19 protein-coding genes and 1 tRNA gene are annotated in these 20,899 nt (G+C 66.1%); 10 read left to right on the top strand and 10 right to left on the bottom strand.

The window, feature by feature from the left end:
- Window positions 1–14: 14 nt before the first annotated feature.
- Window positions 15–266 (top strand): hypothetical protein, encoded by a 252-nt coding sequence (locus H0S73_RS05185; protein WP_181051161.1) that lies wholly within the window; start codon window positions 15–17, stop codon window positions 264–266.
- Window positions 267–326: 60 nt separating this feature from the next.
- Here the strand turns inward: H0S73_RS05185 and H0S73_RS05180 are convergent, their stop codons facing one another.
- Together H0S73_RS05180 and H0S73_RS05175 are read right to left on the bottom strand one after the other, a co-directional pair.
- A complete protein-coding gene (locus tag H0S73_RS05180) occupies window positions 327–2,105 on the bottom strand; it encodes an SLC13 family permease (protein WP_181051160.1) in 1,779 nt (592 codons plus the stop codon).
- A 60-nt stretch (window positions 2,106–2,165) separates the two neighbouring features.
- Complete coding sequence (locus H0S73_RS05175) at window positions 2,166–2,630, bottom strand: CAP domain-containing protein (RefSeq protein ID WP_181051159.1); 465 nt, start codon at window positions 2,628–2,630, stop codon at window positions 2,166–2,168.
- Window positions 2,631–2,782: 152 nt separating this feature from the next.
- Here H0S73_RS05175 and H0S73_RS05170 point away from each other — a divergent pair, with 152 nt between their 5' ends.
- Window positions 2,783–4,057 carry a TIGR03862 family flavoprotein gene (locus H0S73_RS05170; RefSeq protein ID WP_181051158.1) on the top strand — a complete coding sequence of 425 codons (1,275 nt, stop codon included), beginning with the start codon at window positions 2,783–2,785 and terminating at the stop codon, window positions 4,055–4,057.
- A complete protein-coding gene (recQ, locus tag H0S73_RS05165; protein ID WP_181051157.1) occupies window positions 4,054–5,856 on the top strand; it encodes a DNA helicase RecQ in 1,803 nt (600 codons plus the stop codon). The genes H0S73_RS05170 and recQ overlap by 4 nt, the downstream gene beginning before the upstream one ends.
- Before the next feature lie 58 nt (window positions 5,857–5,914).
- On the opposite strand, the gene H0S73_RS05160 is transcribed toward recQ, so the two are convergent.
- From H0S73_RS05160 to H0S73_RS05145, 4 genes are all read right to left on the bottom strand, one after another.
- The gene (locus tag H0S73_RS05160; RefSeq protein ID WP_181051156.1) at window positions 5,915–7,027 is read right to left on the bottom strand and encodes a Gfo/Idh/MocA family protein; all 1,113 of its coding nucleotides are present in this window, start codon (window positions 7,025–7,027) and stop codon (window positions 5,915–5,917) included.
- A gap of 171 nt (window positions 7,028–7,198) precedes the next feature.
- Window positions 7,199–7,984: an ATP-binding cassette domain-containing protein gene (locus H0S73_RS05155; protein WP_181051155.1), complete on the bottom strand. Its 786-nt coding sequence runs from the start codon at window positions 7,982–7,984 to the stop codon at window positions 7,199–7,201.
- The gene (locus tag H0S73_RS05150) at window positions 7,984–9,126 is read right to left on the bottom strand and encodes an ABC transporter permease (RefSeq protein ID WP_246388732.1); all 1,143 of its coding nucleotides are present in this window, start codon (window positions 9,124–9,126) and stop codon (window positions 7,984–7,986) included. Before H0S73_RS05150 ends, H0S73_RS05155 begins: the two co-directional genes overlap by 1 nt.
- Before the next feature lie 72 nt (window positions 9,127–9,198).
- Entirely contained in the window at window positions 9,199–10,140 is a 942-nt protein-coding gene (locus tag H0S73_RS05145; protein WP_181051154.1) for a sugar ABC transporter substrate-binding protein, read from the bottom strand.
- Between the two features lie 281 nt (window positions 10,141–10,421).
- Here H0S73_RS05145 and H0S73_RS05140 point away from each other — a divergent pair, with 281 nt between their 5' ends.
- Window positions 10,422–11,267 carry a MurR/RpiR family transcriptional regulator gene (locus tag H0S73_RS05140; protein WP_181051153.1) on the top strand — a complete coding sequence of 282 codons (846 nt, stop codon included), beginning with the start codon at window positions 10,422–10,424 and terminating at the stop codon, window positions 11,265–11,267.
- Window positions 11,268–12,033: 766 nt separating this feature from the next.
- On the opposite strand, the gene iolG is transcribed toward H0S73_RS05140, so the two are convergent.
- Window positions 12,034–13,023, bottom strand: coding sequence for an inositol 2-dehydrogenase (iolG, locus tag H0S73_RS05135; protein WP_181051152.1), 990 nt, complete (start codon window positions 13,021–13,023; stop codon window positions 12,034–12,036).
- Between the two features lie 146 nt (window positions 13,024–13,169).
- Between iolG and H0S73_RS05130 the strand changes: the two genes are divergently transcribed.
- The 5 genes from H0S73_RS05130 (at window position 13,170) to H0S73_RS05110 (ending at window position 18,993) form a co-directional block, all read left to right on the top strand.
- The gene (locus H0S73_RS05130; protein ID WP_181051151.1) at window positions 13,170–15,083 is read left to right on the top strand and encodes a bifunctional 5-dehydro-2-deoxygluconokinase/5-dehydro-2-deoxyphosphogluconate aldolase; all 1,914 of its coding nucleotides are present in this window, start codon (window positions 13,170–13,172) and stop codon (window positions 15,081–15,083) included.
- Window positions 15,084–15,174: 91 nt separating this feature from the next.
- Window positions 15,175–17,022 (top strand): 3D-(3,5/4)-trihydroxycyclohexane-1,2-dione acylhydrolase (decyclizing), encoded by a 1,848-nt coding sequence (iolD, locus tag H0S73_RS05125; RefSeq protein ID WP_181051150.1) that lies wholly within the window; start codon window positions 15,175–15,177, stop codon window positions 17,020–17,022.
- A 22-nt stretch (window positions 17,023–17,044) separates the two neighbouring features.
- Window positions 17,045–17,929, top strand: a complete 885-nt coding sequence (gene iolE, locus H0S73_RS05120; protein WP_181051149.1) for a myo-inosose-2 dehydratase — start codon at window positions 17,045–17,047, stop codon at window positions 17,927–17,929.
- Window positions 17,930–17,941: 12 nt separating this feature from the next.
- Window positions 17,942–18,745 carry a 5-deoxy-glucuronate isomerase gene (gene iolB / locus H0S73_RS05115; protein WP_181051148.1) on the top strand — a complete coding sequence of 268 codons (804 nt, stop codon included), beginning with the start codon at window positions 17,942–17,944 and terminating at the stop codon, window positions 18,743–18,745.
- A gap of 56 nt (window positions 18,746–18,801) precedes the next feature.
- Window positions 18,802–18,993, top strand: coding sequence for a hypothetical protein (locus H0S73_RS05110; RefSeq protein WP_181051147.1), 192 nt, complete (start codon window positions 18,802–18,804; stop codon window positions 18,991–18,993).
- Between the two features lie 15 nt (window positions 18,994–19,008).
- Here the strand turns inward: H0S73_RS05110 and H0S73_RS05105 are convergent, their stop codons facing one another.
- Window positions 19,009–19,461 carry a host attachment protein gene (locus H0S73_RS05105; RefSeq protein ID WP_343058234.1) on the bottom strand — a complete coding sequence of 151 codons (453 nt, stop codon included), beginning with the start codon at window positions 19,459–19,461 and terminating at the stop codon, window positions 19,009–19,011.
- Between the two features lie 191 nt (window positions 19,462–19,652).
- On the opposite strand from H0S73_RS05105, the gene H0S73_RS05100 reads away from it, so the two are divergent.
- Window positions 19,653–19,820: a YqaE/Pmp3 family membrane protein gene (locus H0S73_RS05100; RefSeq protein WP_181051145.1), complete on the top strand. Its 168-nt coding sequence runs from the start codon at window positions 19,653–19,655 to the stop codon at window positions 19,818–19,820.
- Between the two features lie 44 nt (window positions 19,821–19,864).
- Here the strand turns inward: H0S73_RS05100 and H0S73_RS05095 are convergent, their stop codons facing one another.
- Together H0S73_RS05095 and H0S73_RS05090 are read right to left on the bottom strand one after the other, a co-directional pair.
- Window positions 19,865–20,275 carry a hypothetical protein gene (locus tag H0S73_RS05095; protein WP_181051144.1) on the bottom strand — a complete coding sequence of 137 codons (411 nt, stop codon included), beginning with the start codon at window positions 20,273–20,275 and terminating at the stop codon, window positions 19,865–19,867.
- A gap of 444 nt (window positions 20,276–20,719) precedes the next feature.
- Window positions 20,720–20,796 (bottom strand) — tRNA-Arg (locus H0S73_RS05090).
- Between the last annotated feature and the right edge of the window lie 103 nt (window positions 20,797–20,899).

Genomic DNA, 20,899 nt, shown 5'->3' with positions numbered 1-20,899 from the left:
GTAGCGCTTGAACCATGACCCAGCAGCTCTCCCGCGAACCGACCTACAGCGCCCGCCCTCAGACGGCGCGGTCGAGCTTCTGCGTGCTGCCCCACGATCCCCGGCCGGCCCGGAACGCCAGCTTCATCTTCGGCCGCTCGGATGCGCGCTACCGGCCCCTGCTCAATCAGGAGGAGCGGGACCGGCTGCATCTCTGGGCCATGATCGTCGCCCTGTCGACGTCGGTGGCCGGCACCACCCTGCTCCTCACGGCCATCCTGCGCTGACCGCGAGAATGACGCAGCGGATTGGTCCCGAGAATGGTTCCCACTCTCGGGGCCGATGCTCTACCGCAGCGGCCAGACCAGCATGATGAGCGGCACGCCGACCACAACCACCAGGATCGAAAGCGGCAACCCTAGCCGCCAGTAATCGCCGAACCGATAGCCGCCTGGCCCCATCACCAGCGTGTTGCACTGGTGCCCGATGGGCGTGAGGAAATCGCAGGCCGCCCCGATGGCCACTGCCATGAGGAAGGCGTCGGGCCGGAAGCCGAGCTGGGTGGCGAAACTCGCCGCGATCGGCGCCATCACCAGCACCGTCGCGGCATTGTTGAGAAACGGCGTCACGGCCATGGCGGCCACCATGATGAGCACGAGCGCCCCGGTCGGCGGCAGCATGCTGGCGGTCGAGGAGAGCCAGCCGGCGATCAGGTCCGTCCCGCCCGTCGTCCGGATCGATTCGCTGACGGGAATCAGCGCCCCGAGCATGACGATGATGGGCCATTCGATGGTCTCGTAGGCCTCGCGCAAGGTCAGCGATCCGAACAGCACGAGCAGCACGCCCGCACCGAAGAACGCGATGGCGACGGGCAGGATGTTGAAGGCGACCAGGATCATGGTGACGGCGAGAATCGCGGCCGGCAGGAGGCTCCTGCGCGCGCTGCCGAGGCGGATCTCCCGTTCCGCCAGCGGCAGGCAGCCGAGATCGCGCAGGGTGTCGGGGAGCCGTTTGAGATTACCCTGAAGCACGATGACGTCACCCGGACGCAGCACAATGGTGCGCAGCCGTTCCTTGAACCGTTCGCCGCTTCGGCTGACCGCGATGAGGTTGACGCCGAAGCGCTCGTAAAGGCCGATCCGCTCGGCCGAGAGGCCGCTCAGGACGGAATTCGGCCCGACGATGGCCTCGATGACGCCGATCTCGTCCGTGGCCTCGTCGATTTCGGGCAACCGGTGTTCGCGGCTCATCCGCAAGCCGGCCCGCGCGACGGCGCTCTCGAGCGCATCTGGTTCGCCCGCGAGCATCAGGACGTCGTTCTCCTGGATCCTCGCATCCGGGAGAGGGGAGGAACTGCGGGTTTCGTTGCGGATGATGGCCGCGACCTTCACCTCCCCGTTGGCGAGCCTGTGAAGATCCGCCACCGTCTGCCCGACCACGTCGGACTCGAACGTGACGCGTGCCTCGGTCACGTAGTCCTTGATGTCGAGCGCCGCGTCGAGGGAAGCGGCTCCCTTGCGGCCCTGGGGCAGCAGGCGATAGCCGAAGGCCAGGAACACGATTCCCGCAAGCGCGATGCCGACTCCCACGGGCGTGAAGTCGAACATGCCGAACGGCTCGCCCAGAAGTTCTTGCCGCATCCGCGAGACGATGATGTTGGGCGAGGTTCCCACCAGGGTGACGATGCCGCCGAGAAGCGATCCGAAGGCCATCGGCATGAGGAAGCTCGAAGGCGGCGTGTTCGTGCGACGGGCGATCTGGAACGCCACCGGGATCATCATCGCCAGCGCGCCGATGTTCTTCACGAAGGCCGAAAGAACGGTCACCACGCCGACCAGCACGATGACCTGGATCTGCGTCGTGCGCAGATACGGCCCGACCCGGTTGAGCCCGGCCTCGAGGATGCCGGACTTCGCCACTGCGGCACTCACCAGAAGGGCGCTCGCTACGATCACGACGATGTCGTCGCTGAAGCCGACGAAGGCCTTGTCGGGCGGGACGATACCGACGAGCACGGCCACCAGCAGCGACAGGACGGCGACGAGATCGTAGCGGAAGCGACCCCAAACGAAGAGCGCCATCATCCCGGCGACGATGGCGAAGGAGAGCATCTGTTGATGGGTCATGCGAAACGCAAAGGAGAGGAAGGTCTATCCTAACGCTTCAACCTTCCTTTTGTGCCTTCGTCATTGCCCGAGAACGAGCGCCCAATAGCGGCCGTAGCGGTTGTTCGCATCGGCGCGGGCGAGCCCGATCTTGCGGGCCTGAGGCATCAGGAGATTGCTGTTGTGGCCGGGCGAAGCCTTCCAGCGACCGATGGCCCCGTCCACCGTGTCCGATCCGGCGGAGAGATTCTCGGCCGAGTAGCCGATGATGCCGTAATCGTTCATGCGGCTGACGAAGCTGCCGTGGCTGAGCCGGCCTGCCGCCGCCACGGCCCGGGCCTGATGCTCCGCGGCCTTGTTCAGGGTCGAGTCCACCGTCACCGGGCTCAGGCCCTGCGCCACGCGGTAGGCCGAGATCAGCCGGGCGGCCTCTGCGGCGTCGCTAGTGGAACTTGCCAGGACGGCGTCCTTGGGGGTGAGAGCCAGATCGCCCGCGCAGCCGGCCAGCCCCAGGGCAACGAGGCCCGAGATGATGAGAGCACGCATCGAAAATCCCCTTCGGGCGGCGTTCAGGCGCCGCTCCCCTTGCAAAAACAGTCTGTGGCGTTCATGTGCAGAACCCATGAGCCCGATGACGCTGCATGCCATGTTGAAGCGTGAGGGTCCAGATTCCACACCCTCCCGCGTCAGCTGACCGCATGTCCTTAAAGCCCTCCTCTCCCCCCGAAGTCGCCATCGTGGGCGGCGGCCCCGCCGGCCTGATCGCCGCGGAGGTTCTCGGACGCGCGGGCCTCACGGTCACCGTCTACGACCGGATGCCGTCCGTCGGGCGAAAGCTCCTCATGGCGGGACGGGGCGGCCTGAACCTGACTCATTCGGAAGAGTTCGAGCGTTTCGTTGCCCGCTATGCCGAGGCCCAGCCGCAGCTGCGGCCCTTCATCGAGGCGTTCCGTCCCGAGGACCTGCGCGCCTGGTGCGAGGGCCTGGGCCAGGAGACTTTCGTGGGCTCCAGCGGCCGGGTCTTCCCCAAGTCCTTCAAGGCCTCTCCGCTCCTGCGGGCCTGGCTGGCCCGGCTCGAGACGCTCGGAACCCGCTTCGCGCTCCGCCATCGCTGGCAAGGCTGGGATGAGGATGGCGGCCTGATCTTCACCGACCCGGCCGGGCAATCGGTCCGAATCAAACCCGCGGCCACCATCCTGGCGCTCGGTGGCGCGAGCTGGCCGCGCCTCGGCTCCGATGGGAGCTGGGTCGCGCTCCTGTCCCGGCGCGGCATCGCGGTCTCGCCCCTGCGTCCGGCCAATATGGGCTTCACCCATGCCTGGTCGGAGATCATGCGCAGCCGCTTCGAAGGCGAGCCCCTGAAGCGAATCGCCCTGACCTTCGAGGGCCGAACCGCAAAGGGCGAGGCCATCGTGACGGCGGACGGGATCGAGGGCGGGGCCGTCTATGCCTTGTCCGCCGTGCTGCGCGACGCCATCGAGCGGTCGGGTCACGCCACCCTGCACCTGGATCTCCGGCCTGACCTGTCCGGGGAGGCGCTCGTGAAGCGCCTGAGCGCCCCGCGCAAGGGCCAGTCCGCCTCAACCTTCCTGCGCAAGAGCACCGGACTGAGCCCCGTCGGGATCGCCCTGCTCCGGGAGGCCTCTCCGACCCTTCCCGCCGAACCCGATGCCCTCGCCCGCCTGATCAAGGCCGTGCCTCTGACGCTGACGGGCATGAAATCCCTCGACCGGGCCATCTCCAGCGCCGGGGGCGTGCCGTTCGCGGAACTGGACGATCACCTGATGCTCAAGCGGATGCCGGGCGTCTTCGTGGCCGGCGAGATGCTGGACTGGGAGGCGCCCACCGGCGGATACCTGCTCCAGGCGGCTTTCGCCACCGGCCTGGCCGCCGCAAGGGGGGTCCTGGCTTTCCGGCAGATTCCCGATGACGCATTGACCTTGAATCCGTCATCGGCCACACGGCATTCGTGATCGACCCCGCCAAGATTCTCCACGACGTTTTCGGCTTCCCCTCCTTCCGTGAAGGACAGGAGGAGATCGTGCGCGCGGTTCTGGCCGGCGAGGACGTTCTGGCCGTCATGCCGACCGGCGCGGGCAAGTCCCTCTGCTACCAGCTGCCCACGCTGGCCCGCGAGGGCCTGACCATCGTGGTCTCGCCCCTCATCGCCCTCATGCGCGACCAGGTGGCGGCTTTGCGCCATTTCGGGGTCGAGGCCGGAAGCCTCAACTCCGCCAACGATTCGGACGAGAACCGCCGCGTGGTGGATTCGGTGCGCGAGGGGCGCATGCGCCTCCTCTATGCCTCGCCGGAGCGGCTGGCGAATACCGGCACGACCGAGTGGCTGGCGCGGGCCGGCGTGAACATGCTCGCCATCGACGAGGCCCATTGCGTCTCGCAATGGGGCCATGATTTCCGGCCGGAATACGCCATGCTGGGCGAGGTGCGCCAGCGGCTGGGCAACGTGCAGACCATCGCGCTCACCGCGACCGCCGACGTGGCGACGCGCGGCGACATCATGCATCGCCTGTTCGAGGAGGAGCCGCGCCTCTTCATCCACGGCTTCGACCGGCCGAACCTGCGCCTGGCCATGCAGGCCAAGGAGCATTCGAGGCGCCAGCTCTTCTCCTTCCTCGACAAGCACCGGCACGAGAGCGGCATCGTCTATTGCTCGTCCCGGGATGCGACAGAGAAGCTCGCCGATTCCTTGAGCCAGGCGGGCTATCGCGCCATGCCCTATCACGCGGGCATGCCTCAAGCAGACCGCGCCAAGAACCAGGACATCTTCCTGCAGGAGGACGGCGTCGTGATGGTCGCGACCGTCGCCTTCGGCATGGGCATCGACAAACCCGACGTGCGCTTCGTGGCGCATGCGGCCCTGCCGAAATCCATCGAGGCCTATTACCAGGAGATCGGCCGCGCGGGCCGCGACGGCGCGCCCGCCGACACGCTCACCCTCTACGGTCTCGACGACATGCGCCTGCGCCGCCTGCAGATCGAGCAGAGCGATGCATCGGACGAGCAGAAGCGCGTGGAGCGCCAGCGGCTCAATGCGCTGGTCGCCCTGTGCGAGGCGCCGCGCTGCCGCCGCCAGACGCTGCTCGCCTATTTCGGCGAGAGCACCGAGCCGTGCGGGAACTGCGACCTGTGCATCGACGGCGTCATGTCGTTCGACGGCACCATCGAGGCGCAGAAGCTCCTCTCCGCCATCGTGCGCACCGGCGAGCGCTTCGGCACCGAGCATCTCATCAGCATCCTCGTGGGCGAGGAGACGGATTCCATCCGCCGCTTCGGCCACGACAAGCTGAAGACTTTCGGGGTGGGCAACGACCGCTCGAAGGCCGAATGGCGCTCGCTCCTGCGCCAGATCTATGCGGCCGGGCTCGTCGGCCTCGAGCTTGCGGAATACGGCCGCTGGACGCTCACCGACAAGGGCGTCGCCGTTCTCAAGGGCCAGGAGCGGATCGAGCTGCGCTCCGACGTGCTCATGAAGCCCGCGGAGCGCCGCCGCAGGCGCAGCCGCATGGAAGCGGAATCGGTGGTTCCGTCCGACGATCCGCTGCTCCTCGACCTGAAGGGCCTGCGCACGCGCCTCGCCAAGGAGGAGGGCGTGCCCGCCTACGTGATCTTCTCCGACCGCAGCCTCATCGACATGGCGGCCAAGCGCCCGACCACCGCGCGCGCCTTCGGCGAGGTTCACGGCGTGGGGCAGGCCAAGCTCGACCGCTACGCGGATGCGTTCCTCGAAGTGCTGAAGGCACATGCCGCGTAAGACCAGGCACATGCGGTCATCCCGGACGCCGCAGGCGATCCGGCATGACGCTGGATGATCACACCTCCACCCACCGTCCCTCATGCGCGCTTCTCGCCATGGCATCGACAGTTCGCTCGATAAGGATGCCCTCCTCGAACGTGATCAGATGCGCGGCATCGCCCTCAATACGGCGGATCAGCTCCCGGCATTCGATGACTTTCAGATCGTTGAAGCCGAGCCCATGCCCCGGCGCGGGGATGAACTTGTCATAGGGCGGGTGATGCGGCGAGGCGAGAATGGTGCGGAAGCCCTGTGTTTCCTTGCCCCCATCAGCCGTGTAGAGCTGGACCTCGTTCATGCGCTCCTGGTCGTACACGATGGTGCCTTTCGACCCGAAGATCTGCACGGCGATGCGACCCTTTCGTCCCCAGGCGGAGCGGTTGACGGCAAGCAATCCCGACACACCGCTCTCCAGCTCCATCAGGACCGTCGCAATGTCGTAGGTCTCCACCGCGCGGCGGCCGCCGCCCTGCACCGGACGGTCGGCGTAAGGCTTCGCCATGTGGCCGCACACCCGCCGCACCCCGCCCACGAGCGTCCAGAGCAGGCTCAGAGGATGGACCGCGAAATCGTCGAGAGCGCCATGGCCTGATGAGGCTTCGCTTTTCCAATAGAAAAGCTCCTCCGGGTCGGCCATGAAGTCCTCGTCCATCTCGACACGCACATGATTGACCTCACCGATCTGCCCCTCATCGAGGAGGCGGCGGATCAGGCGCATGACCGGGTTCTGGATGTAATTGTAGCCGAGCGCCGCCACCCTGCCCGACGCCCGCGCGGCAGCCAGCATGCGCTCCGCATCAAAAAGCCTCGTCGCCATCGGCTTCTCGCACCAGACATGCTTGCCCGCTTCCAGGGCGGCAATCGCCATGTCGGGATGAAAGGCGTTGGGCGTGGTGATCGACACCACATCGACCTCGGGATCCGCCACGAGGGAGCGCCAGTCACCGGTGGCGCGCGCAAAGCCGAGTTCGCGCGCCTTGCGCTCCGCGAGATCCTGCGAGGCTTCGGCCAGCACCGTGAGGCGCGGTCGAGGAACGTCACCGAAGACGGCCGCGACGGCGTTCCAGGCCAGTGCATGGCACTTGCCCATGTAGCCTGTGCCGATGAGGCCGATGTTCAGAGACTTCATGCGCGATGCTCCTGAAACGATCCACGGCTTGGCGCCAATGGTTCTACGTCATGGCCGAGCTTGTCCCGGCCATCCCGCTTGTTTGAAGCGCCGCGCTCGTCCGTTCGGGATCGCCGGGACAAGCCCGGTGACGACGTTGCGGGTGACGTTCCCGGCAGGACACGCAGCCCTTCACACCATCCCGCCCAGCTCCTCCGACACCGCCTGCAATTCCTTGCCGCCGGCCATGAGGTTCTGCAGTTCCTCGATCTGGATTTCAGACTTCGCATAGGTGCCCAGCGTCTTGCCGCGGTTGAGCACCGTGAAACGGTCGCCCACCGCGTAGGCGTGGCGCACATTGTGCGTGATGAAGATCACGCCGAGACCCTTCTGGCGGACCTGATGGATGTATTTCAGCACCATGGAGGTCTGCGCCACGCCGAGCGCCGACGTGGGCTCGTCGAGGATCAGCACCTTGGCGCCGAAATAGACCGCGCGGGCAATCGCCACGCATTGCCGCTCGCCGCCGGAGAGCGTGCCGACCGCCTGATGCGGATCGCGCACGTCGATGCCGATCTTGTGCATCTCCTCGCGGGTGACCTCGTCGCAATGGTCGAAATCCACGTTGCGGAAGGGCCAGATGCCCTTCACCGGCTCGCGGCCCATGAAGAAGTTGCGCGTGACCGACATGAGCGGGATCATGGCGAGGTCCTGGTACACGGTCGCGATGCCCGCATCGAGCGCATCGCGCGGGCTCGCGAAGGCCACCGGCTGGCCCTCGACGAAGAACTCGCCCGAGGTCGGCCGGTGCACGCCGGCCAGCGTCTTGATCAGCGTCGACTTGCCGGCTCCATTGTCTCCGAGCAGGCACATGACCTCGCCGCGATGGACCGTGAGCGAGACGCCGGAGAGCGCGATGACCGAGCCGAAATGCTTGACGAGGTTGCGGATGTCGATGAGGGGCGTTTCGTTGTCCATCAGCGCTCTCCCGTCACCTTGCGGCGGATGAAGTTGTTGAACAGCACCGCCAGCAGCAGCATGGCGCCGAGGAAAACCTGGAACCAGTCGGAATCGAACCGCGTGTAGGTGAGCCCGATGGACACCATGCCGAAGATGATGGCGCCGAAGAACGCCCCGATGGCCGAGCCGTAGCCGCCGGTGAGCAGGCACCCGCCGATCACCGCCGCGATGATGGCCTCGAATTCCTTCTGGAAACCGCGCCGCGCATCGGTCGAGCCCGCGTCGAGCACAGTCAGGATGGCGACCAGCGCAGCCGCGCAGGCGGTGAGCATGAAGAGAGCCGTCTTGACCCGGTCCACCGGCACACCGGAATTGCGCGCCGCGTTGGCGTCGCCGCCCGCCGCGAAGATCCAGTTGCCGGCGCGCGTACGCAGGAGAAGCCATGTGGCGGCGAGTGCGAAGAGGATGAACCAGACGATGGAGACCGGAACGCCCGTCACGGTCGGCGTTCCGTTCGGGAATTTGCCGATGACGTCGTGCGCCGCGAGCCACGAGAATACGCCCTCGAAGGCGACGCCTGAGAAGAGTTCGCGGACGAGACCCTCGCCTGCCTGATCGCCGATGCCGCGCATCTGCGTCGAGCCTCCGGTGGCCCATTTCAGCCCGACGAGCGAGAGGCCGCGCAGGATGAACAGAAACGCGAGCGTGACGATGAACGAGGGCAGCCGCGTGCGGATCACCATCTGGCCGTTCAGCCCGCCGAGCACGGCCGCCACGACCAAGGTCCCGGCGATGGCGAGCAGGAGCGGCCAGCCGCTGAGCGTGATGAAGGCGCCGAAGACGAGGCCCGTGAAGGCCACCATGGAGCCGATGGAGAGATCGAACTCGCCGCCGATCATCAGCAGGGCCGCCGCGATGGCGAGAATGCCGAGCTGGGCCGCGGGCGAGAGGATGTTCATGATCCCCGCCAGCGTGAACATGGATGCATCGGCGGTGGAGAGAAAGAAGATCGTCACGAGGACGAGGCCGGCGAGCGCCCCGAGTTCCGGCCGCCGCATGATCTTGGTGAGGAGGGAGACCTCCCGCAGGCGCTCGTCCTGGATCTTCTCGACGGCGGAAGCCGGAGACAGATCCGCGGTCGGCTGGGTGGTGTTCACCATGGGAGCCTCCCCGAATGAATGCAGGAAATAAAGAGCCCGCGACCGGTATGGTCGCGGGCTTCCATGATTGTTTTAGCGAATGCCCTTGGCGGACAGATCGATCACCTGGGCGGCCTTTTCCTTCGTGACCAGATTCGGGCCCGAGGCCACGTCGCCGCCCGGCATGAGGCCGTACTTGGCATAGTTCGCCAGGAACACCACCGGCAGGTAGCCCTGCAGATATTGCTGCTGGTCGATGGCGAACACCGCCTCGCCGGCGGCCACGGACTTAAGGAAGCCGGCCGACATGTCGAACGTGGCGACGCGGATGGCTCCCGTCTTTCCGGCCTCCTTCACGGCCGCAACCGACGGCTCGCCCGCCGTCCCGGCGCCGAGCGCCAGAATCGTGTCGATGGAGCTGTCCGCCGAGACCGCCGCCTTCACCTTGGCGCGGACATCGGCCGGATCGTTCGTGACCGGCAGCACCGTCACCTTGCCGCCGAAGCCTTCCGTGAAGCCCTTGCAGCGCAGGTCGAGCGACACGTTGCCGACCTCCTGGTTCACGCACAGGCCGACCTTGCCGCCCATTTCCTTGAGCTTGGCGCCGGCGATGCGCCCGGCCTCGACCTCGTCCTGGCCCACATGGAGCAGCGCGCCGAGCTTCTTCGACACGTCGGAGCCGGAATTCATGGAGATCACCGGAATGCCGGCGGCCACCGCCTTCTGGATCGACGGGCCGAGCGCCGAGGCATCGGGGATCGAGACGATCAGGCCGGCCGGCTTCTGGTTCACAGCCGCATCGATGAGCTGGCTCATGCCGACCATGTCGAAGGTCTCGGGGGCCCGGTAGTCGACCTGGACCTTCATGTCCTGGCCGCCCGCCGCCACGCCGTTCTTGACCACCGACCAGAACGGATCGTTGGCCTGCCCGTGGCTGACGACGATGATGCGGGTATTCTGCTGCGCCGCGACCGGGGCGGCGGTGGCGAGGGTCAGGGCCGCTGCTGCGGCCAGACCGGTAACAAACGCTTTCATGCTCTTCCTCCCAGATGGTCCTCACGCGAGCGCCGCAACGCCTGTGCGCTGCGGCGGCCGCCGCGGCCTTGCCGCTTGCCTCAAAGGGCAGAGAGAAAACAAATGAGCCGAAAGGCGAATCACCGTCTTTACAGCGTTCCCTCTGCCGATCCGATCGTCCGCATGACTAAACGGAACGTCAGAACCTTTTTGTTTCTATATTGGAATTTTTATTCCATTTTTGTAGGATCGGGTCAAGACCGATCTCATGTCTGAGGCCAACGGTGGAGACAGAGGACAGCATGGGCAGCGCTGAAGCGGTCGTGACGGACATTCCCGAGGACTTCGACGGCCTCCGCGCGCTCCTGCTCAGCCGCCGCGAGGCGATGCCGAAGCGGCTGAAGCAGATCGCCGCCTTCGCGCTCGAGCATCCGGAGGACATGGCGTTCGGCACGGTAGCCGGGATCGCCGAGCATGCCGGGGTTCAGCCCTCCACCCTGGTGCGCTTCGCCAAGAGCCTCGGCTATGACGGCTTTTCCCACCTGCAGCAGATTTTCCGCGATCGCCTGCGGGAGCGCTTCCCGGATTACCGCGAGCGCCTGCGCGGCCTGCGCGACGCCGAGGGACACCACGTTCACGCGGCGTCCCTGCTCGAAGGCTTCACCCACGCGGCGGCCATTTCCCTGGAGCGGATGCAGGCTTCGGTAAGACCCGAGGAGTTGTCCCGCGCCATCGAGACGCTGGCCAAGGCCGACACCATCTATCTGCTCGGCGCCCGGCGGGTCTTCCCGGTCATCGCCTATTGCGCCTATGCCTTCGGCAAGCTCGGCGTGCGCGCCATCCTCATCGACCATGTGGGCCAGCTCGGCCCCGAGCAACTCGCCATCGCGTCCAAGCGCGACGCGGTATTGGCCATCAGCTTCACGCCCTATGCTCCCGTCACGGCCGATCTCGCGGCGGCGGCCGCGCAGCGAGACGTGCCGGTGGTGGCGATCACCGATTCGGCCTTCAGCCCCCTGGTGACGAATGCCGACGTCTGGCTCGAGGTCGCGGAAGCCGATTTCGGCGCCTTCCGGTCGCTCTCCGCTTCGTTCGCGCTGGCGATGGCGCTGGCCGTGGGCACGGCGGAGAAGCGGGCCGAGGGGTAGGCGGGATATCCCAATACCCTGGAGCAGCCTAGGGGTCATTCCCGGATGGACGTACAGCGGAGAGGGAGGCAATCCATCGCTCGGCGCTGGAGCGCGGATCCCCTTCCCCTGCAGCAACCAACGTGAGGATGACACCCTCTCGTGAATGGCTGGCCTCGTGCCGGCCACGCACGTTCTGCTTGCCATCCCTCCGGCCTCATCCTGAGGCGCCACGCCGTGGCGTCGCGAAGGAGGAGCTGGAGGCGCCCTGATCCTTCGAGACGCCGCTGCGCTGCTCCTCAGGATGGGGGCGGAGAATGTCATCGGGGCGATGTTATGTTCTCACTTTGTTCTTGACAGGGCGAGTAACCTTGGCTATATCGTTGCCCTAGATCTGCTCTGACGAGGGGCGCGCTCGCGAGGCGTCGCAAGAGTGAGAGCAGGCACGGTCCCGCCGCAGGCCTCGCACGCCTGTGGTCGCGGGAGGTCGACCTTGGGGGCTCCCCAGCTGGTCCACCTGAAAAGAACCGTGCGCGAAGCGGCCGTCCGGCTCTTCCATCAACACACACAAGCGAGCCGGGCTGCCCGACGCGCCACCCTCGAACCCGAAAGGCTCGCAGCGCAAGCTGCGGGCCCCAAGGGGCTGGCTCTTTGACACGAACGGATCAGCACCCTCTCACGTCATGACCGGCCCCGGACCTGATCCGATGAGGCGCGGCGCTTCAGGCCATCGGGATCACCGGCACGAATCCCCGAATCACGTCCGGGGAAGCAATGACGTGCAGAATTACAGCCGCACCGGCTTTCCGCTCTGCGCCGATTCGGTGGCGGCATCGGCCAGACGCTGCGCCATGAGGCCATCGCGACCGGTCGGGTTGCACGGCTTGCCGTCGCGGACGGCGTTCAGGAACGTGGTCAGCTCATCGCGATAGGCATCCGCATAGCGCTCCAGGAAGAAGTCCTGCACCGGATCGGCGGTCACGCCCGCGGCGTTCGCCACCTCGACCGTCGTGCGGTGGATGTTTCCGGCGCGGATCATGCCCTTGGAGCCATGGACCTCGACGCGCTGGTCGTAGCCATAGGTGGCGCGCCGGGAATTGGAGATCTGCACGATCCTGCCCTTGGCGGTCTTCAGCATCACGGCGGCCGTGTCCACGTCGCCGGCCTGTCCGATGGCAGGATCGACCAGGGACGAGCCGACCGCATGCACCTCCACGGGCTCGTCGCCCAGCAGCAGGAAGCGGGCCATGTCGAGATCGTGGATCATCATGTCCCGGAACAGGCCGCCGGAGGTGGCGATGTAGCTCACGGGCGGCGGGCCGGGATCGCGCGACAGGATCGTCACGAGCTCCACCTCGCCCACTTCCCCATCGGCGAGCCGGCGGCGCAAGGCCGCGAAGTTCGGATCGAAGCGACGGTTGAAGCCGATCATCAGGGGCGTGCCGGCCTTCTCGACCGTGGCGAGACAGGTCTCGATGCGCTCGCTCGACAGGTCCACCGGCTTCTCGCAGAAGACCGCCTTGCCGGCGCGGGCGCCGCGCTCGATGAGGTCCGCATGGGTCGTGGTCGGCGTGCAGATGAGGATGGCGTCCACGTCGGAGCGCTCGACGATCTCATCCAGCGCCGCGACCTCGGCGCCCGTCGCGGCCGCGAGCTCCTGCGCGGCGGGCGCATGGGGGTCGGCCACCGCCACGAGGCGGGCATCGGGATGGCTGGCGGCGTTGCGCCCATGGATGCGGCCGATGCGGCCGGCGCCCAGAACAGCGATTCTGATCATGTTTCCCCCTGGTCCTTTGCCGGCTCACGGCAAGTTTGGAATTGAAATTCCACGATAGGATGCTAATAGAATAAACGTTCTATAACAGCAAGAGCCGGGAGCGCGGCTCGCATACGCTTTACTCGGCCGGGAGCGGGAGGAATAGCATGAAGCCAGCCCTGGATGTGATCACCATTGGCCGCGCCTCGGTCGATCTCTACGGCCAGCAGGTCGGCGGGCGGCTGGAGGACATGGCGTCCTTCTCCAAGGCCGTCGGCGGCTGCCCGGCCAACATCGCCATCGGCACGGCGCGGCTCGGCCTGAAATCGGGCCTCGTGACCCGCGTGGGCGACGAGGCCATGGGCCGCTTCATCCGCGAGCAGATGGGGCGCGAGGGCGTCGCCACCGAAGGCATCGTCACCGACAGGGAGCGCCTCACCGCCCTGGTGATCCTCGGCGTCAGGGACGAGGATTCCTTCCCGCTGATCTTCTATCGCGACAACTGCGCCGACATGGCGCTCGATGAGAGCGACATCGACGAAGGCTTCATCGCATCCGCGGCCGCCATCGTAGTGACGGGCACACATTTCTCGCGTGAGACAACCGCCGCCGCGCAGAAGAAGGCGATCCGCATCGCCAAGGCGAACGGCCGCAAGGTGGTGCTCGACGTGGATTATCGCCCCAACCTCTGGGGCCTTCTCGGCCATGGCGCGGGCGAGTCGCGCTATGTGCGCTCCGACGCGGTGACCGAACATCTCAAACCCATCCTGGCCGATTGCGACCTCGTCGTCGGCACGGAGGAGGAGCTGCACATCGCCGGCGGCTCCGAGGACACGCTCACGGCCATCCGGGCCATCCGGGCCATTTCGAAGGCCACCATCGTGTGCAAGCGCGGTCCCATGGGCTGCGTGGTGTTCCCGGGCGCCATTCCGGATTCGCTGGACGACGGCGTGAAGGGGCCCGGCTTCCCGGTCGAGGTCTACAACGTGCTGGGAGCAGGCGACGCGTTCCTGTCCGGCTTCCTGCGTGGATGGCTTAAAGGAGAGGAGCTTGAAACCTGCTGCGCCTACGCCAATGCGAGCGGCGCCTTCGCGGTCTCGCGCCTGCTCTGCTCGCCGGAGATCCCGACCTTCCCGGAGCTGCAGCATTTCCTGAAGACCGGCAGCCGCCACAAGGCGCTGCGCTTCGACGAGGACATCAACCACATCCATTGGGCGACGACGCGCAGACCGCAGCCCGACACGCTCATGGCGCTCGCCATCGACCACCGCATGCAGTTGGAAGCGATGGCGAAGGAGATCGGCGCTCCCGTCGAGCGCATCCCCGATTTCAAGGTGCTGGCCGTCCACGCCGCCGCCCGCGTGGCGGAGGGCCGCCCCGGCTTCGGCATGCTGATCGACGGCACTTTCGGCCGCGAGGCGCTGTTCCGCGCCGCCGATCATCCGTTCTGGATCGGCCGTCCCGTGGAGCTTCCGGGTTCGCGGCCGCTCGATTTCGAAGGCGGCGGGTCGCTCGGCGCCAAGCTGGTGGAATGGCCGGTCGGCCACACCATCAAATGCCTGTGCTTCTACCATCCGGACGATCCGCCGGAGCTGAAGGAGCGCCAGGAGCGCGACCTGTTGCGCCTGCACGACGCCGCGCGCCGCATCGGCCGGGAATTGCTGGTGGAGATCATCGCGGGCAAGCACGGACCGCTCAAGGCCGACACGGTCGCGGGGATCCTGCAGCGCCTCTACGATCTCGGCATCAAGCCCGATTGGTGGAAGCTCGAACCGCAGCGCGATGAAGCGGCGTGGCATGCCATCGGCAACGTGATCACGCAGAACGATCCCTATTGCCGTGGCATCGTGCTCCTCGGCCTCGAAGCGCCCGAGAACGAGCTGGAAGCTGCCTTCGCGGCCGCGGCGAGCGAACCGCAGGTCAAAGGCTTTGCGGTGGGCCGCACGATCTTCAACGACGCCGCGCGGCGCTGGCTCAAGGGCGAGATCTCGGACGAGGCCGCGATCGCCGACATGGCGGGCCGCTTCCAGCGTCTCGTCGACGCCTGGCAGCGGGTCTCCGCCCGCTCGAAAGCCGCCTAAGACGAAGGGCGGGGCCTGTGAAAGGCTGCGCCCTCTTTTCATGTATGCGAAAACCTGAAAACGCTGCGACGCCATTCTAAGAGGAACACGCATGAGCACGATCCGGCTGACCATGGCGCAAGCCGTCGCCCGCTTCCTGACGGCACAGAAGACGGAGATCGACGGAAAAGTCCTGCCGCTCTTCGGCGGCGTGTGGGCTATCTTCGGCCATGGCAACGTGGCCGGCATGGGCGAGGCCCTGCACGGCGTACGGGACCAGCTTCCGACCTACCGCGCCCATAACGAGCAGGGCATGGCCCATGCGGCCATCGCCTTCGCCAAGGCCTCGCGCCGCCGGCGCATGATGGCCTGCACCACCTCGATCGGTCCCGGCGCCACCAACATGGTGACGGCGGCGGCCGTGGCGCATGTGAACCGCCTGCCCGTGCTGCTGCTTCCCGGCGACGTGTTCGCCAACCGCAGGCCCGATCCGGTGCTGCAGCAGATCGAGAGCTTCTCCGACGGCACGGTCTCGGCGAACGACTGCTTCCGGCCCGTCTCCCGCTATTTCGACCGCATCGCGCGTCCCGAGCAGATCATCCCGGCGCTCCAGCGCGCCATGACCGTCCTCACGGATCCCGCCGAATGCGGCCCGGTGACGCTCGCACTCTGCCAGGACACGCAGGCCGAGGCCTACGATTATCCCGAGAGCTTCTTTGCGGAGAAGATCTGGCGCCCGCGCCGCATCCGGCCGGACGAGACGGAGCTCGCTGCGGCGGCAGACCTCATCCGCAAGGCGAAGAAGCCCTTCATCGTCGCAGGCGGCGGCGTACTCTACTCGGAAGCGGAAAAGGCCCTGGCCGATTTCGCCGAAAAGCACGGCCTCTCCGTCGGAGAAACGCAGGCCGGCAAATCGAGCCTGCCTCACGACCATGTGGCCTGCCTCGGCGCCGTGGGGGTCACCGGCACGGGCGCCGCCAACGCCTTCGCCGAAGAGGCCGATGTGGTGATCGCCGTAGGGACGCGCCTGCAGGATTTCACCACCGGCTCCTGGGCGCTGTTCAAGAATCCGAACCGGCGCATCGTCGGCCTCAACGTGCAGACCTTCGATGCCGCCAAGCACAATGCGGTTCCGCTCGTGGCGGATGCCCGTGTCGGCCTCGAGGAGCTGAGCCGCGCCCTCGGTAACTGGAAAGCTCCGGAGGCCTGGACGGCGAAGGCGCAGGACGAGAAGGCACGCTGGTTCGAGACCGCCGCGCGCTACACGGACCCGACCAACGCAGAGCTTCCCTCCGACGCGCAGGTGATCGGCGCGGTCCAGCGCACCTCCTCGCCCACCGACGTGGTGGTCTGCGCGGCCGGCGGCCTGCCGGGGGAGCTGCACAAGCACTGGAAGGCGAGCACGGCGCTGGGCTACCATATGGAATACGGCTATTCCTGCATGGGCTACGAGATCGCGGGCGGGCTCGGCGTGAAGATGGCCGATCCATCCCGCGAAGTGATCGTGATGGTGGGCGACGGCTCCTATCTCATGATGAACTCGGAACTCGCCAGCTCCGTGATGCTCGGCCAGAAGCTCACTGTCGTGCTCCTCGACAATCGCGGTTACGGCTGCATCAACCGCCTGCAGCGCGCCACCGGGGGCGAGAGTTTCAACAACCTGCTGCAGCACACCAATCATGTGACGTTGCCCGACATCGACTTCGCCGCCCATGCGGCCAGCCTCGGCGCGCAATCCATGAAGGTGAAGAGCATCGCGGAACTCGAAGATGCGCTGCGGAAGGCACGCAGCGCCGAGCGCAGCACCGTCATCGTCATCGACACGGATCCTCTCGCGTCGACCGATGCGGGCGGCCATTGGTGGGACGTGGCGGTGCCGGAAGTCTCGACACGCGAGCAGGTGAAGACGGCCCGCAAGGATTACGAGACGGCCCTCGCGGCGCAGCGCGTGGGCGATTGATCAGGACGAAAGGAACAACAACATGACGATCCGCATCGGGGCCAATCCCATCGGCTGGTCCAACGACGACATGCTCGAACTCGGCGGCGAGACGCCGCTGGAGGTCTGCCTCGCCGAGGCCAAGGAGGCGGGCTTCGAGGGCATGGAGCTCGGCAACAAGTTTCCGCGCGAGCCGGAAGCGCTTAAACAAGCGCTGGCGCCCTTCGGGCTCGCCTGCGTGTCCGGCTGGTATTCCGCCGAATTGTTGAAGCGCGACGCGGATGCGGAGATGAAGGCCCTGCGGCCGCATCTCGACCTCCTGAAGGCCATGGGCTCGAACGTTCTCGTCTTCGCCGAGACGTCGAACGCCATTCACGGCGACCGCTCCAAGCCCCTGTCCCAACGCCCGGTGATGAAGGAGGGCGACTGGGCCGAGTTCGGCCGCCGCATCACACAGGTGGCTGAGCGGACGCTCCAGGAGGGCGTGCGCGTGGTGTATCATCACCACATGGGCACCATCGTGGAATCGGAAGCCGATATCGACGCGTTCATGCGCTCCACGGGTGAAGCCGTTCATCTCCTGCTCGATACCGGCCACGCCACCTGGGGCGGCGCCGATCCTGCCGCGCTCGCCCGCCGCTATCGCAGCCGCATCAGCCACGTGCACACGAAGGACGTGCGTAAAAGCGTGATGGAGAAGTCCCGCGTGGAGAACTGGAGCTTCCTCGATTCCGTCCTCGAGGGCGTCTACACGGTGCCGGGCGACGGTATGGTGGATTTCGTCTCCGTGTTCAAGGAACTGCCGGGCTACAGCGGCTGGGTGGTGATCGAGGCGGAGCAGGACCCGAAGAAGGCTCATCCGCTCACCTATGCCAAGATGGGCTATGCCAATCTCACCCGGTACCTCAAGGAAGCCGGCCTGCGTTAAGGAGCCTGTGCGATGTCGAAGCTTCTCATCAAACCGTCGAAGCCGGATTCGACCGGGCGGATCCACGCCATCACGCCGGACACCGCCGGCTGGACCTATGTGGGTTTCGAGGTCTACCGGCTCAAAAGCGGGCAGTCCCTGAAGCAGCAGACGGAAAACCGGGAGGCCTGCATCGTGCTGCTCTCCGGCAAGGCGCGCGTGGCGGCCTCGGGCCAGGATTTCGGCGTGATCGGCAGCCGCAACTCGCCATTCGAGCCGGATCCGTGGTCGCTCTACGCGCCAGCCCGCTCCGAATGGTCCCTGGAGGCGCAGACCGATTGTGAGATCGCTGTCTGCACCGCTCCGGCCGAAGGCAAGCTTCCGGCGCGCGTGATCCGGCCCGACCAGGTCGGTCAGGAAACCCGCGGCCAGGGCACCAACACGCGCCATGTGCGCAACATCCTGCCGGAAACGGAAGCGGCGGAAAGCCTGCTCGTGGTCGAGGTCATCACGCCGTCCGGCCATTGGTCGAGCTATCCGCCGCACAAGCACGACCGGGACATGCTGCCGAACGAGTCCCTCCTGGAGGAGACCTACTACCACCGGCTCAATCCGCCCTCAGGCTTCGCGCTCCAGCGGGTCTATACGGACGACCGCTCCCTCGACGAGACGCTGGCCGCGAGCGACGGCGACGTGGTGCTTGTGCCGAAGGGATACCACCCCGTCGGCGCGCCCCACGGCTACGAGCTCTATTACCTGAACGTGATGGCCGGTCCGAAGCGGATCTGGAAGTTCCACAACGATCCGGATCACGAGTGGATGCTCGCAAAAGCTTGATCCATCCGGCTCTATCAGGCATGAGCCATGGGGAACTTCCCCAGAGGTCCCTGACGATGTCCGATCTCGCCGCGCGCGTCTTCAAAACCGTGATCGCGCTCGTCAGCGCGATCGTGATGGATTACGCATTCCTGAACGGGCGCATGACGCGCCAAGCCGTGACGGGAATCGAGCGCCTGGCGGCCGACGCGCCGGTCCTCATCGACCGGCTCGTCGCGAGCATCCTCACCATCAAGTGGGACCGCTGAACGCCTCTCGAGAAGTCAGGCGCTCGCCACCAGGTGCTGCTCGATCTCGTAGACCGGATGCTTCGTCAGATCCTTGTTCACCTCGGCCAGGATCCGCTGCTTCACGGCATCGGAGAAATGGGTGCGCAGCTCGGCAAGGGTGCGCGGAGGCGCAGCCACGATGATGTGCTTCACCTTGCCGCCGGAGCAGGCCACGTTGACCTCTTCGGCCACCTCCCCGGCGAACTTGCGTTCGGCAAGATCGTGCCAATCGACCTGCTCGACCGCGCTTCGCTGACCGTTCATCCAGGTCCGGCCTTGCTTGTCCGTGCCTTGCAGATGGGTCGGCAGGTTGTCCGGGGCCTCCAGGACGCGTTCTACTTGGAGGTTCGGATAAAGTTCGTCACCCTTGTTCTTCAGGAAAAGGGCCTTCCTGCCATCGCTGACGAGAACCAATCCGTCATGCGGAAGCTTGAGAGCTTTGTTCACGGCCATGCTCCTTGTTACGGGAGACATTCTTCGGCGCCCGGGCGGGCGGCGCCTTGATCCAGATCATATCGCGGCCAAGAGGATGTTGCGCATGAGTCGACCGTATCGAGGCACCTGACGATGATCGGCCATTGGAACGGAACGGCCACGTTTCCGTTCATTCCATGGTCCCACGCTCTCCTGTCGATCCCATGGCAAACCTTCTTCGCATCCTTCTCGCCATCCTGCTCCCGCCGGTCGGCGTCTTCTTCACCGTCGGTCTGGGCGGGCAGTTCTGGCTCAACATCCTCCTGACGATCCTGGGCTATATCCCAGGCATCGTTCATGCGGTCTGGATCATCGCGCGGCGGGCGCGTTGAGGGAGGCCTAGGCTGAGCCGAGAGAATGAGGAGGGGTCCCCCTCCTATCGGCTCCCCTGCTCGAGCGCCCGATCCACGCGGCCCGGACGCGGGCGCTCCCCGTACCAGCCATATCCGCGGCGCTGATAGTACCGGTTTCCGTAATACCGATTCCCGTAATAGCGGTTTCCATAGTAGCGATCGCGGTAATAGCGGTTCGGCGCGTAGCGATGTGAACGGTAAGATCGATTGTAGCGGTGGCGCGGTGGGACATAGGCTCTGCGACGCACGGTCCGGGCATGCTCATAAGTGACCCCGCCCGGCCCATACCAGCCAACGCCGTAAGGCCCGCTCACCATGCCGTTCCGCCAGGTGCCGGTGCTTTCGCCGGCCTGTGCCGGGAGCGAGGCAAGCGTGGCCGCGCCGGACAGGGCCAAGGCCAGCACACAGGTCTTCAGGATACGCGAAGAAAACATTGCACTCTCCGGCAGGTTACGATCGTGGACAACGTTCCCATGCTGGGCCGCGTTCCAACCGAAGCCCCACGCGACCGGCGGAGGACGAGTGACGTGCCGATGAAGATGGGTCCGTAATGCCGCCCGATATTCCCTATGGTGCCGCAGCGCACGTGACACGATGGAACAGCTGAACGGAGGGGGACGTGAAACGTTCATGTCCTGCGTACGGCATTGCAGCACGCAAGACCGAAAGACCAGACCCGATGACTGTTCTCGATCCCATCTCCGGCAAGCAGGTTGCCATCGCCCCGTCTGCGAAGCCGCGCAATTCGCACGAGGGCGCTCTCCCTGACGAGGAAGCCCCACAGCTTCGGCAGGAGACAGCTGTCGCCTGCGAACCGGATCCATACGGTAGAACTCGGGAGCAGGATGACTCTGGCGATTGAAGATCGGGAAGGGGAATGGCGCACCCGACACGATTCGAACGTGTGACCTTTGCCTTCGGAGGGCAACGCTCTATCCAGCTGAGCTACGGGTGCTTGAGGCGATGGGCCTGTTTCTTCCCTACCCGATTACGAACGGCAGGGCAACCTCTGCCGATATGAGAGAGTGCGGCCGTCTCCTTCTCGAGACGGCCGCACT

The organism is Microvirga mediterraneensis, assembly GCF_013520865.1.
GTDB classification, from domain to species: domain Bacteria; phylum Pseudomonadota; class Alphaproteobacteria; order Rhizobiales; family Beijerinckiaceae; genus Microvirga; species Microvirga mediterraneensis.
The sequence above is the reverse complement of the archived record's forward strand: the minus strand, read 5'-3'. Positions and strand labels throughout refer to the sequence as shown.